Raw genomic sequence first — 13,942 nt, forward strand, 5'->3', positions numbered from 1 at the left:
TAAATTACCTGATAAAAAGCCACTCTCCTTTTGGCAAAACTTCTTTAAACTCGTACCCTCCTTCGTTAAAAACTTTTAGGGACTCAGGTTCTTGGATCCTATTTTTTATAATAAAATCCGTCATCATTCCCCTTGCCTGTTTTGCAAATAATCCGATAATTTGGTACTTTCCATTTCTATATTCTTTGAAAACCGGGGTAATCACTTCAGAAGAAAGGGCAGAAGTATCAACCGCTTTAAAATATTCTTGGGAAGCCAAGTTGATAATTGGGCTTCCTTTAGCAGCTTCATTGATGGCTTTGGCTATCCTTTGCCCCCAAAACTCATATAAATTTTTTCCTTTCTTGTTTTCCAATTTGATCCCCATTTCCAATCTATAGGGCTGGATCAAATCCATGGGCTTAAGCAAACCATATAGCCCTGAAAGAATGCGTAAGTGGACCTGGGCAAATTCAAAATCTTCTTCTGAATAATTATCCACATCTATTTTGGTATATACATCACCCTTAAAGGCCAAAAGTGCTTGCTTGGCATTTTCAGGCCCAAAGCTCTTTTTAAAATTTTTATACCTCTCCTCATTCAACTGAGCAAGCTTTTCACTGACGCCCATCAATTTTATGATATCATCTGTACTTTTCTGCTTCATGATATTGACCAACTCCATAGTCTGAGACACAAACTCAGGCTGAGTTTGTATGCTTACATCTGTTGAACTTAAATCCAGGGTTTTGGCGGGTGAAATTATGGCAATCATATTTACTCAATTACTAATATGGTACGTTTTAAAGTTTTTCTTACGTTTTGACTGGTACTTCCGTAATTCACAACTACAGGGTAGGTTCCAATAGGAACGGTTCTTCCATTCACAATCCCATCCCAAGCACATCGTGGAATTTCTCCATTTACTCCATTACTTTCACAGTAGAAGATTAATTCACCCCACCTGTTATAAATAAAGACTTCCAGTTCATCAACAAAGTCATTGGTATACACAACAAAATTTCTTTCAGAATCATTCGGAATAATGGCATTTGGGAAATTGATTTTCAATTCGCAGTCCTCTTCAACCACAAACCTTGCCCTGAATTCACAACCTAAATCATCGGATACTATTAACTCATAGTCCCCTGGAATTGTTGGACTAAAGGTGGGTGAAACCGCCACAACCTCTTCATCCAAAATCCACTGATAATTATCATACTCCCCAGGACCAATTTCTACCAAGATGCCCTCAGGTGCACAAATTACATATAACTCATCCAAATCAGGTGGCCCTATGGTCGACTGCCTGATTTCAATAATAGCAGTTCCAATTTCACATCCATCATTATTAATCAGTACTATTTCAAATACCCCTTCAAATAAGGCAACAACTTGATCTAAGCCTATCCAATCTTCAATTAATTCTCTTTCTCCGTTTATTATTTCAAACCACTGTATAAGTGCTACATCTGAAAGGTCTGCTATTACAGAAATGAGTGTAAAAGGATCCTCAGCACAAAATGGGAGCGCCTCCAATTCAACATCTATTTGAGGATCTGTATCCTCTACAGTAAATGATATCGGATCAATCTCACACAAACTGCCAGTCCTGGGTTGTACCTCAAGAAAATACGTCCCAGGAACTCTTGGAAAAAACAAAGGATTACGGCTGACGACCTCACCATTGCTATCCAACCAAAATATAAATACTTGATTAGGATCTTCATTCGGCCCCAATACGGCTTCATAGAAAAGTCCCAAATCACAATCAACCCTTGGTCCTGCCAGACTAAAAACAGGTGCTGTGGTCAAAGTTACATTGATTTCCCTCTCCCTGGCACATTTAATTCCGTCTGGATCTTCACCGGTAAGGACATATAATCCGGCTTCCGTAATGGTAAAGCTACCTTCAGGTGTTGCTTGAATCTGATTCCCCTGAGCATCTCTGAGCGTATAAACCAACTCATCTTCTGACTGTGGTGAAAATGTAAAACTTTCACAAGCTTCCACATTACCTGGAGCTGAAAACGCCACAATTTCAACTTCCTCCACCTCTACCAAATCTTCAAAGGGCACAGCACAACCATCCACATCCTCCACAACTACTGAATATATTCCAGCAGGAACCGGAACAGTAATTTCTTCTACATCATTAAAATTATCTGAAACAAAAGCCCCATCACCTTGTCTGGTAATTTGATATGTACCACTTGCTCCTCCTGAAATAAACCGAATAGTCAGTTGTCCATCTAATACCCCGTTCACATCACAAATTTCAGGCGACACTTCTACTTCATAGCCTTCTATTCCCCGTGGAGGATTAAGGTTTCTGATGGTAACCGACTGGATAAATTCGCACCCAAAACCATTGAGCATCTGTAAGGTATATAGACCCGGTTCTAAGTCTGTAAATGGGGGCAGGGCCTCTCCCGCTGCAATTGGACCGAATAAAAGACCCAATTCCAGAACTTCCAATGATTCAATGTCTGACAAGGCAGTAATTTCAAAGCTGCCGTCAGGTATTTCACAGTCTTCCGCGTCGGAAAGAATTACCGCATCTACTGCTGGCAATGGGAAAATAGTTAGCGGGACAATTTTTTCAACAAAACAGCCTTCCACTAATGGGTCTTCCGCAAAGAAAATAATCTCATAATCTCCAGGTGATGGAAGAGAAGCAGGAATCAACTCCAACTCAAAGAATTCTCCAAGGGAAACACGGTCAGGTGAACCTGCCGGTCTGAAAAACCATTCTCCTGTAATGGGGGTATTGGGTGAGAAAATCACTACAGGTTCATCCAGACATACCTCTTCAGCACTTTGAATAAGGTCAAAGTCAAATGCCGGACCAACAAAAATAGAACGGCTTACGGGACAAGCATCAAACTCCTCAGGATCAACCCCTTCAGGCACCCTAAATCTTACGGTAACAGTGTAGACACTTTCTTCAACAACTTCAATAGTGTTGCTGTTTTCATCACCGATCAATTGTCCTGCTGCATTTCTCCACTCAAAATCATAAAGTCCTTCTGATGGATCATAACCGTCTATTGCGGTCAATGGTACAGGGGTACCTACACATAGGGTAGCTTCTTCGGGTAAGGTTAGTTCAGGAGAGGCTATGACTTCTACCTCCATAGACTCTCTGTAATATTCAGGGTTACCACAGCGATCCACTCTCAAAGCAACAGTGTAAATACCAACCCTTGGGAAAAGGGGTTCTATTTCCTGAAAAGTCTCCCCAGGACCACCCTCTTCAAAGACCACTTCCCCGTCCTCATGGGTAATCGTCCAAAAATAGCTGTCAATATCGGGCTCTCCTCCTGCTTCAAAAAGGCCAATGGTGCCGTCTGGATCAAAACAAAGCCTTTCTATACCTGCCAAGGCTGGCTCTGGAATACTACTACCTGATTGTTGAACAAAGGCCGGTAACCCCAAATTCATAGAAGTGCCCGGTAATAAGGAAACACCCTGTTCATTGTAAAAACTATCCAAACAATTAAATCCTGGAAGGATGGCCGTAATTTCATTCCTGTCTGGCCTTGCTACATAAATTTGTCCATCTGGACCTATTTGTATAGCTCCAAAAGGACCCGCGGTACTGAGCACATTTCTGGAATCTATGATACAATTCTCTCTTTGGGACCTGTTGCTCGCATTTTCAAAACAATCAAAACATGAAAGATCTGAATCGATATCCTCTCCTTCTACCGCTGTTTCGGGCCTTTTGACGAGATATTCCTCAATTTTCCCAGGAGAACCAGTATAGGAAACAAAAATCCTGGACCCGTCTGGAGAGAATTCCAGTCCATACACCTCTTCTGCACCACAACCTAATTCAATAAGCGCATATTCCGTCAACCTTCCTGTCTGCTCATTGAAATCAAAAATTTCAAGCCTGCTGCAATTCCCATCTGAAATGGTAACAGCTACCTGATTGCCATCAGGACTGAACTTCATGCTGCCCACACCTGAAGTGAAATTGTGGTTAGATCCCACAGAAGAAAAAACTGGCGATCCAATTCCAAAAGGGCTTACCGGATAAGCACGGAAGGTATTGTTGCCCAGTTCGTGGAACAACACCCAAGTCGTATCTCCAGAGGCCAAAGCAGCTGTCTGTTCTGTGCTTGGACTAAAAAGGAAATTGTTTTTGGTCACGACACTTCCCACACCAGTGGGGTTATCTGTCTTGATATCGACCACAGAATAACTTACCCGATTACTCCCATCTGCAGCCCTTTGGGTGGTAAATACATAAAAAATCGTTTGGTTTTGAGGAACCGGAACGGCAATTACCCCTTCGGAAGCTTGATTGTTTCCTCCTATATTATCCCCATTAGCCATGAGATCTCCGTTTAGATCCCATACAGACTCCCCATCGGTAAAGAACAAGACCTGCCCAGTCTCATCTGAAATGGTAGTGGTGCCGGCAGGAATATCCCTATTATGACTGACAGGCCTCGGCAAGGGTGCTTCCTCATCATCCGGATCAGGATTGAAATCCAGCCCTGCCCCATTTCCAAAAAGCCAGACATTATTGCTCTGATCAGGCAAATCCCATATTCTCACACGAACTTCCGCATAGGCATAACATTCAGATCCTGGCTCACGCACCAAAACCCAATACAGACCTGGTCTATCCACACAATTATCGGTATCCCTAACCCATCCTTCATCTCTTCGATTGGACCAAAAATACTCATAGTTTCCACCCTGACCTGGACCACCAACATTTGGGTTTTCACCACCTTGCCCACCTCCTTCTTGAACCTGAAGCAATGAGCCTATATCAACACAAGGCCCTTCACAGATAGTGGTATCTTGAGCACTGAAATTCGCTTCTAAATTATTCTCTGTCAGCTGTATAGTTTTGGGGACAGTTACAACGTTTCCATCGGCAAAAGTAACAGTCAGGGTTACCTGAATACTCTGATTAGCAGTGGCCTCCTCAGGGATCAACAAATGTTCTTGGTTAAAATCAATATCCACCGGCTCGCCATCCTCATCCGTCAGGGGCGGCTCAAATGTCCACTCAAAACTCACCGGACGATAATTCTCCGGGGTGATCTGACTGGTCAACTGCACAGGGTTATTGCTACAGGGAAAATCAGGTTCCCAATCAAAATCAACTGTAGGGTTGATATCCTGATTAGGGGCAAACTGTGGAAAGACCCTTCCACAGAAATCCGTGCCATTAAAAGGGTCTTCCTCTATATCCAGCTCTTCAAGATCCTCTTCATCAGGGTTATTTACCCTTCCAATCAGCTGCGGACCTCCGGGTGTTTCTTCATAGATATAATACAATCGGCCATCAGGACCTACTTTAATATCAAAAATGGCATCAATATCTCCTTCAAGTGGTATTACTTCGGGGTCAGTATCGAGGTCATTGGCAGGGACTCTAAATAATTGATCTCCTCTGGAAAAATAAATAAAATCACCATCAGGAGAAAAAGCAGCTCCTTCTATGGCAGCATTCCCTCCTGAATTGGAAATAAAGGAAAGATTCCCAAAGCTGCCAGTAGAGGTATCAAAATCCAAAACGGCAATATCCTCTCCATCACCTTCCGGAATAAGAATTAATTTGCCCGATTCGTCAAAAATTATGGCCTTAGGGGTAAAAGGAAATCCAAAATTGTCCGTAATGGTAAAATCTCCTTGATTCGCTTCCACTCTTCTAGCAACCAACTCCCCACCCTCAAAACTAATCAGATAAGAAGGAGATTGCGGTGTTTTCACCACTGAGATCGCACCAGAAACATTATTTGACAAGAGTTGATCAAATGCAATCACCTGGCCTAGTGGAGGCGCATTTCCTTGCGCCCCACCTGGCGAATTCATGTCCACAACAGAATATAACAATTGTCCCCCCGGAGTAATGTGGAAAATGTAGAATTGCCGGTCTCCTTCTGCTTCATAATTCAGCGTACCGATGGCTACAGTTTGCCTGACATCTGTTTGACCATTGATTCCATTAGGAGCTCCTTGGATAATTTGGTCATCATAATTATAAACAAGCACACCATTTGTATAAAAAAGTATCTGCCCTGTAATAGGATCTATGACTATCGCATTATTATCCACATTGCCATTCTCATCCCCTATAAGAATCGAGGGTGGCAAGGTACGTATAACAGGATCTTCTCCCCTTCCGAAAGACAAATAACTATTTTCCTGACCTGATCCACAGTAGCCAAATATCCATTGGTTATTGTTAAAGCCTTGTGCGTAAACTTTTTGGTGGTTGCCAAAAATAATCAAAAGGCCTAGGGCAATAAAAAATAAATTTATATTTGTGTATTTTATGTACCTTTTCATAATTTACATCCTATTCACTAAAACAACCCGGATACTTGAGCGTTTAGCTTGATGTGTTCGATCTACCAATTAACGAATAAAAACTTGCAAAGGTCTTATCTATATCGTCTTTTTTTATTCTCCTTAGGCATTTTGGTTTTTTTTCAAAGTTATGCCCAAGACCCGCAATATAGTCAATATTACGCTGCTCCATTGTATTTGAATCCTGCTTTTGCAGGCTCAGAAATGGTACCTAGGGTCGGATTTAATTATAGAAATCAGTGGCCTGGCCTACAAGCGCAGTTTACCACTTTTTCTGCATACTTTGACACATTCCTAGATGATTACAATAGTGGTGTTGGCTTACTCGTCATGAGTGACACAGAGGGAGCCGCTCAATTAAGGTCCACTACCATTGCAGGATTTTATGCGTATGAATTAAGATTGGGTGAGCGGGCATATTTCAGGCCTGGATTTAGAGCAAGTTACGTCCGTAGGGATATTGGCTTTTTTGAGAATTTAATCTTTGCCAATCAGATCAATCCTGCTGATCCAACCGGACCTTTACTAGGTGTTGGGAATAACCTCGATGGTTTTGGTGAGCCAGTTAACTTATTATCCCTTTCTGCTGGCGGTTTATTTTTTACAGATAAATTTTGGTTTGGTGTATCCGCTGATCATTTAAATCAACCCAATCAATCCTTTTTGGAAAATGGCATCAGCAATTTACCATACAAACTTTCCATTCATACAGGTTACAGAATTTCTTTGGGAACAGGAGGGTATAGGCGTGATTTTACCCATATGTATAAAGAAAGGTACATCGTGCCTACCTTAAATTATAAAAGACAAGGTCCTTTTGAACAGTTAGATTTGGGGGCTTACCTATATTTAGAACCTTTGATCCTAGGTTTATGGTACAGAGGTTTGCCTTATAGACCAATAGAAAATCAGAGTAACAGAGATGCGATTGTCCTTATGGCAGGAGTCAATTTAATCAGCGGTATCAGCGTAGGCTATAGTTTTGATTATACTGTATCACAGCTGGGAATCCAATCAGGTGGAGCCCATGAAATCAGCTTGTCCTTTTTATTGGCAGACAGAAACAAAACAAAAATAAGAGGTAGGGATACCATTTTACCATGCCCTAAATTTTAATAGTTTTGTTTTATGGAACCAGACCTTATTAAGAACCTATTATTGGGAATACTTACATTAAGTTTTTTGTCAGGGAAGATATTAGGCTATCTCAATATAAAAAGGCCTGTGCCAATTGTACCTGAAACTTTACAAGAATATGTAAATCAAGATAAACTAATGAATGCAAAAAGTTATCAAAAATCCAATTATAGCTTTGGATTGATAACTTCTTCATTTTCCTTCCTGCTTACCTTTATTTTTATTTACTATGGCTTTTTTGGTTGGCTGGATATTTGGCTAAGGGGCTTTATCGAACATCCTCTAATGCTTTCCCTCTTTTTCTTTGCTTTTTTATTCATTGGATCTGACTTGCTATCCATACCATTTGACTATTATCAGACATTTGTGATTGAAGAAAAATTTGGTTTTAATAAAACAACCAGAAAAATATATTTCAGCGATAAAGTTAAAGGCTATCTGCTCTCAATTATCATAGGTGGAGGATTGTTGGCCGTACTAATTTGGTTGGTGCACCAAATGGGAAATTCTTTTTGGTGGCAATTTTGGTTAGTATCTGTAGTCTTCATGGTATTTGTAAATGTGTTCTATACCGCTTGGATACTGCCTCTTTTCAATAAATTGACTCCTTTGGAAGATAACGAGTTGAAATCAAGGATAGTAGCCTACGCACATTCGGTTGGATTTCCACTGGACAATATATTCGTTATCGACGGAAGTAAGCGTTCTTCTAAAGCCAATGCTTTCTTTTCAGGATTTGGTAAACGGAAGAAAGTAGTGCTATATGATACGCTGATAGAGCAACATACCCCAGACGAACTTGTGGCTGTATTGGCACATGAAATCGGGCATTACAAGAAGAAACATATCATTTGGAGTATGCTGGTCTCTATGATTCAAGTAGGCATACTTTTATTTATACTTTCTCTTTTTATTTTCAATGAAAATATGAGTTTGGCTCTTGGCGGCAGCACAATGGCGATCCACTTGAATATCATTGGTTTTACAATGCTTTTATCCCCCATTTCAATGGTTTTAGGAATAGGTATGAACATACTCAGCAGAAAAAATGAGTTTGAAGCAGACGCTTTTGCCAAGGAAACTTACGATGGCAAACCTCTGGCTGAGGCATTGAAGACACTATCTGCCAACACCTTGAGTAATATCAATCCACATCCTTGGTATGTATTTGTGAATTATTCGCACCCACCATTACTGCAAAGATTGAGCAGATTGGAGGAACCTGCAGTGGATTACAGTTAAAACAAAATAATAACTTCAATTTTTACAGTTCCCCGGCTTGCATTACATGATGCAAGTCAAAATTTGTATCCTCCTGATCACAATTTGGCGGGGCGGTTTTTTCCATTGCTTTTTTGTTCTAATTTGGCAAAAAAATAAACCCATATGGCCCATTCAATTGAAGCCACTCAGGCAATTTCCTTTGATAGAAAATCTTACGATGACCAAACCTTATTGAAAATTTATGAGTCTCTCATCATGCCCAGACGCATTGAAGAGAAGATGCTCATTTTATTGCGGCAAGGAAAAATCTCCAAATGGTTCAGTGGTTGGGGACAAGAGGCAATATCTATTGGAGCAGTCAATGCATTGGAACAAGAAGAGTACATCTTGCCCATGCACCGCAATCTGGGAATTTTCACAGGGAGAGGACTTCCTTTAGAAAGACTTTTCGCTCAATTCCAAGGGAAAAAATCCGGCTTTACCAAAGGAAGGGATAGATCTTTCCATTTTGGCACCAACGAGCATCATATAGTAGGAATGATTTCTCATCTTGGTCCTCAAATGGCCATAGCTGATGGTATAGGACTCGCTCACAGGCTGAACAAAGAAAATAAAGTGACATTGGTTTTTACCGGGGATGGTGCTAGTTCTGAGGGGGATTTTCACGAGGGACTTAATATAGCCGCTGTTTGGAAGTTACCTGTAATTTTTGTGGTAGAACATAATGGTTATGGTCTTTCTACCCCTAGTGAGGAACAATTTGCATTTAAATATTTTACTGAAAAAGGTCCGGGATACGGAATGGAAGCCATAAGGGTGGATGGCAATAACGTACTGGAGGTGTATCACACGATCAAAACCTTAGCAGAAGATCTACGGGAAAATCCAAGGCCGGTATTGGTGGAAGCCATCACATTCCGTATGCGGGGACATGAGGAAGCCTCCGGTACCAAATATGTTCCAAAAAGTCTTATGGAAACTTGGTCTTTGAAAGACCCGGTAGACAATTATGAAAAATACTTGGAAGAAATTGGGGTTTTGTCGGAGGGAGTGAAAGAAAAGCTGAATAAAAAGGTCAAGACGGCTATCAATAAGGGGTTGGAAATTGCTTTTGCCGAAGAAGCGATAGTGGCCAATACAGAGGAAGAACTGAATGACATCTATGCCCCTTATCATCAAATTGTGATTCCACCTGGCAAAAATACTTCAGAAAAAAGATTTGTTGATGCTATCTCAGATGGGCTAAAGCAGTCCATGGAGAAATTCCCAAATCTAGTCTTAATGGGGCAAGATATTGGGACTTACGGGGGCGTTTTTAAAGTTACTGAGGGTTTTGTGGACCTATTTGGAAAAGAACGGGTCAGAAATACACCATTGTGTGAAAGTGCCATTATCGGTACGGCTTTGGGGCTTTCCATCAAAGGCTATAAAGCGATGGTAGAAATGCAATTCGCGGACTTTGTAACCTGCGGATTCAATCAAATTGTGAATAATTTGGCTAAAATCCATTACAGATGGGGGCAACATGCAGATGTAGTCGTCCGAATGCCTACAGGGGCAGGTGTTGCCGCGGGACCCTTTCACTCCCAATCCAATGAAGCATGGTTTTTTCATACCCCTGGATTAAAAATAGTTTATCCATCCAATCCAATAGATGCCAAAGGTTTGTTAAATGCAGCGATTGAGGATCCAAACCCTTATCTGTTTTTTGAGCACAAAGCACTTTACCGCTCCATTTCAGATCCTGTACCTGATGATTATTTCACAGAAGAAATTGGCAAAGCAAAATTAATCAAAGAAGGGAATGCATTAAGTATCATTACTTATGGCATGGGTGTACATTGGGCTTTGAATGTTTCAAATGAACTGGAAATTGATGCGGATATTTTAGATTTAAGGACACTTTTACCTTGGGATAAGGAGGCTGTTAAAAAAACAGTGAAAAAAACCGGGAAAATTATCTTCCTTCAGGAAGATTGCCTGACGGGGGGTATTGGCGCAGAAATCGTAGCATGGATATCCGAAAATTGTTTTGAATTATTGGATGCTCCAGTGATGCGGGAAGGAAGTCTTGATACTCCTGTCCCTTTTTCACCTAACCTTGAAAAAAACTTCCTACCTAAAGACCGGTTTCGTGAAAAAATAAAGACTTTAGCCGCCTACTAAAAATAAGCCCCTGAAAAGCGCTTTCAGGGGCAGTGCAAGCAAAGAGTTAAGATTAATTTTCGACATTAAAGGTACTTAATGTTTCAATAAAATGAAAATTCTACTTTGGGTTTATACCATATACTCAGCCCTGATATTCATTGTATTAATGTTAATCTTAGGTTTATTTATAGTCATTCCATTGATTATCAGCCCAAAATCTGGCGGAATTTCCTTTTTTTTCATCAGGATCTGGGCAAAAATCTGGTCATTTCTTTCAGGCATACGCTATGAAGTTCATGGGAGGGAACATGTAAAGCCAAATCAACCTTACATCTATATATTCAACCATCGGTCTTTTATAGATGCCCCGGTAATACCAGTTGCTATCCCACAGGAAATCAGAGCCATTGGGAAAAAAGAGCTTTCCAAAGTTCCCCTTTTCGGATTTGTAGTTTCTCGGGTAGCAGTTTGGGTGGACAGGAAAGATGCTGCATCAAGAAAGCTTTCCATAGAAAGGCTGTTAAAAATTTTAAGCTCAGGAATTTCTATTGTTGTAGCACCTGAGGGAACAAGAAATAACACTAGCCGAACCTTACTCCCTTTTCAAAGGGGAGCCTTTAGAATTGCAGTTGAAACAGGAACTCCCATCTTACCCATGGCGGTAATTGGCGCAGACCGGATTATGAAAAGAGGGTCAATTTTACTTCGACCAGGTAAGGTGAGGATTTATTTTTCAGCTCCCATTGACCCCAAACCTTATCAAGCAAACGGAGATTACCAGAGCCTGTCCGATAAATGTTATAACAGATTAGGGGCCATGATCTTAACACATGAGTAGTTTTGAAAAGATTTTTTTTTGTACATTGAAGGGAATTTCAACCAACAATCACCAAAACTTAAAAACATGTCATTTAAAAAACTAAAATCCATCCTGGTTATGTTATTGGTCTTTGGTTTCATGATAGGCACCACAGTAACCTCCTGTGGCAATAAGAAAACCGAAGAAGAAACAGAGCAAACAGATGAACATCCTTCCGAAGAAGAGCATCCTGGCGACAGTGATGAACATCCTTCAGGTGGGGAACACCCCAGTGGAGGAGAGCACCCCTCTTCAGACGATTGATCGGAAAATGAAAAAAGGCTTGTTTAAATACAAGCCTTTTTTATTCCAATCTGTTAAAAGAAAAACTGGTTTTAGGATAGAGCATCTCCCCATTTTCCTCCATGATAGGATAAGCTAAAAAATTAATAGGGCCTGAGCTTGGCAGCGTACTAGGCTTTAAGTCTCTACCCCTACTCAACTCAATCCTATTTGCCGGATGTCTGCCAAAATAATAAGTAGCAAGTGCGGTATACTTATTCCCTTCGCTGATATCAACAGGCCACCATTTGCCTTCTGCGTAAAATTCTGCCCAACAATGGTATCCATCAATCCCGCCCTCATTTCTCTCGGAAGGAATGGAAGCTCCTATGGCAAACCTAGCTGGAATATCAATGGACCGCGCTAATGAAATAAAATAGGAGTGAAACTCTGTACAATTTCCAGTTTTAGAATCACAGGCAAAATCTGCACTTCCGGTTCCATAGGTTCCAAATTTCATATACCGCATATTATCTATGATATAATCGTACAATGCACGGGCATGCACCAAAGCTCCATCATTTTCCTTCCCCCTGATCGCCTCCTCTGCAATTTCTCTAAACCTTCCTCCTACAGGAAGCAAGTTATTAGGTTCTAAATAGTGGCTTATATTTTCTTCAGAGCGGAGATAAGGTGTCTTTTCTTTTCTGCTAACTTCATAGACAATTTCTATACTTTTTCCACTATCACTGGCATCCACATCCAATAACAGAATCGTATTCCCATACATTTTATCCACTTGAGTGGACTTTCTTCCAGGGACATTGATGGTTTTGACTGTTACTTCTTGAAAATCATCAGATTGCGCAATGGGTAACCATATTCTGGCTTTCGATTTAATAGTCGGAAGAACAGCACTATAATAAAACTCAAATGAATCAGCTCCTTCTTTAACCCCTAATAATTCATTTGAAGACTGCTCAACGGGAACTCTTCGCCATGTTTTATCGACCAATTGCTTCCACGAATATCTAGGTTTACCATTCAATTTATGAAGTGAGGTTTCCGTCACCTTCATATTTCCAGGCTCTCCTTCAAGGAAGAAATCTACATCATAAACATCTCCTTTTTCATCAGCAAGGTCCACACAGGCAAAATGACGGTTAGGGCCGAGATTGGAGAGGTATTCTGTATGTACCCGGACCAATTTTAACCTTAACTCTTTTTCTTCGTCATTAACAAGGAAAAAACCATTATTTGCTTCTTTTTCCTGCTCTATATACTGCTTAATTCCTTCTTCAATCTCAGCAATTGAAACCTTCTTTTTGGTTTCAATGGGTATCTGATTAGTTGTTTCTGTATTTTGATTGCCGGATTTTTGACAGCTAAGTAATAACAGTATTAAACCAACCAATGATATGGTATGAAACGAGTGTATCTTATTTTTCATTTAAAGCTATTTTCCTACATGGATGGGTGAATTAAATTCAACTGACTAAGTGGACCAACATCTCATAATATCCTATCTGTGACAAGAAATACACAGGTAGTCCAATTATTCCATTAATTTAACGGATTGAATTTAAAAAGCCATTCCTATTCTGATGAAGAAACTGTATTTTATATTTTTGAGCCTACTTCTCTTTTCAGCATGTGATCCCAGAAAGGCCAATACCGAAAACCCTTCGGATAGTCCTTTGTTGCATCCTACATTTGAAAATGTAAATGCTGAAAAATTCCATGAACTAATTCAGAGTGGAGCCGGGATTATTGTAGACGTCAGAACCTTGGCTGAGATACAACAGGGCTTCATTCCGAATGCAGTAGGAATTGACATTTACCAAAAAGATTTTGAAGAAAAGATCAAAGCTCTCCCAAGAGATAAAGACATATATGTTTACTGTACAGTTGGGGCAAGGAGCCGACAAGCCGCAGCAATTTTGCAAAGAAACGGATTTGAAAAAATATATAATTTAGACGGTGGAATTATTGATTGGGCAAGGAGACGATACCCCATCACCAGATAAATAAAAA

9 protein-coding genes are annotated in these 13,942 nt (G+C 40.4%); 6 read left to right on the forward strand and 3 right to left on the reverse strand.

Features of this window, described 5'->3' with window-relative positions; genetic code table 11:
* Nucleotides 1-4 precede the first annotated feature (4 nt).
* Nucleotides 5-754 (reverse strand): peroxide stress protein YaaA, encoded by a 750-nt coding sequence (gene yaaA, locus B879_RS07305; protein WP_009184517.1) that lies wholly within the window; start codon nucleotides 752-754, stop codon nucleotides 5-7.
* Nucleotides 755-756: 2 nt separating this feature from the next.
* Nucleotides 757-6,297 carry a T9SS type B sorting domain-containing protein gene (locus B879_RS07310; protein ID WP_009184518.1) on the reverse strand — a complete coding sequence of 1,847 codons (5,541 nt, stop codon included), beginning with the start codon at nucleotides 6,295-6,297 and terminating at the stop codon, nucleotides 757-759.
* A gap of 84 nt (nucleotides 6,298-6,381) precedes the next feature.
* Between B879_RS07310 and B879_RS07315 the strand changes: the two genes are divergently transcribed.
* The 5 genes from B879_RS07315 (at nucleotide 6,382) to B879_RS07335 (ending at nucleotide 11,950) form a co-directional block, all read left to right on the forward strand.
* Nucleotides 6,382-7,434 carry a PorP/SprF family type IX secretion system membrane protein gene (locus B879_RS07315; RefSeq protein WP_009184519.1) on the forward strand — a complete coding sequence of 351 codons (1,053 nt, stop codon included), beginning with the start codon at nucleotides 6,382-6,384 and terminating at the stop codon, nucleotides 7,432-7,434.
* A 12-nt stretch (nucleotides 7,435-7,446) separates the two neighbouring features.
* Nucleotides 7,447-8,697, forward strand: coding sequence for a M48 family metallopeptidase (locus B879_RS07320; protein WP_009184520.1), 1,251 nt, complete (start codon nucleotides 7,447-7,449; stop codon nucleotides 8,695-8,697).
* Nucleotides 8,698-8,841: 144 nt separating this feature from the next.
* The gene (locus B879_RS07325; RefSeq protein WP_009184521.1) at nucleotides 8,842-10,845 is read left to right on the forward strand and encodes an alpha-ketoacid dehydrogenase subunit alpha/beta; all 2,004 of its coding nucleotides are present in this window, start codon (nucleotides 8,842-8,844) and stop codon (nucleotides 10,843-10,845) included.
* A gap of 91 nt (nucleotides 10,846-10,936) precedes the next feature.
* Nucleotides 10,937-11,665, forward strand: a complete 729-nt coding sequence (locus B879_RS07330; protein ID WP_009184522.1) for a lysophospholipid acyltransferase family protein — start codon at nucleotides 10,937-10,939, stop codon at nucleotides 11,663-11,665.
* A gap of 66 nt (nucleotides 11,666-11,731) precedes the next feature.
* Nucleotides 11,732-11,950 carry a hypothetical protein gene (locus B879_RS07335; RefSeq protein ID WP_083847933.1) on the forward strand — a complete coding sequence of 73 codons (219 nt, stop codon included), beginning with the start codon at nucleotides 11,732-11,734 and terminating at the stop codon, nucleotides 11,948-11,950.
* 40 nt (nucleotides 11,951-11,990) lie between these two features.
* Here B879_RS07335 and B879_RS07340 read toward each other — a convergent pair whose 3' ends face one another.
* Entirely contained in the window at nucleotides 11,991-13,358 is a 1,368-nt protein-coding gene (locus tag B879_RS07340; protein WP_009184524.1) for a transglutaminase-like domain-containing protein, read from the reverse strand.
* 154 nt (nucleotides 13,359-13,512) lie between these two features.
* Between B879_RS07340 and B879_RS07345 the strand changes: the two genes are divergently transcribed.
* A complete protein-coding gene (locus tag B879_RS07345) occupies nucleotides 13,513-13,935 on the forward strand; it encodes a rhodanese-like domain-containing protein (RefSeq protein WP_009184525.1) in 423 nt (140 codons plus the stop codon).
* Nucleotides 13,936-13,942: the final 7 nt, after the last annotated feature.

The organism is Cecembia lonarensis LW9 (genome assembly GCF_000298295.1).
In the GTDB taxonomy this organism is placed as follows: Bacteria; Bacteroidota; Bacteroidia; order Cytophagales; family Cyclobacteriaceae; genus Cecembia; species Cecembia lonarensis.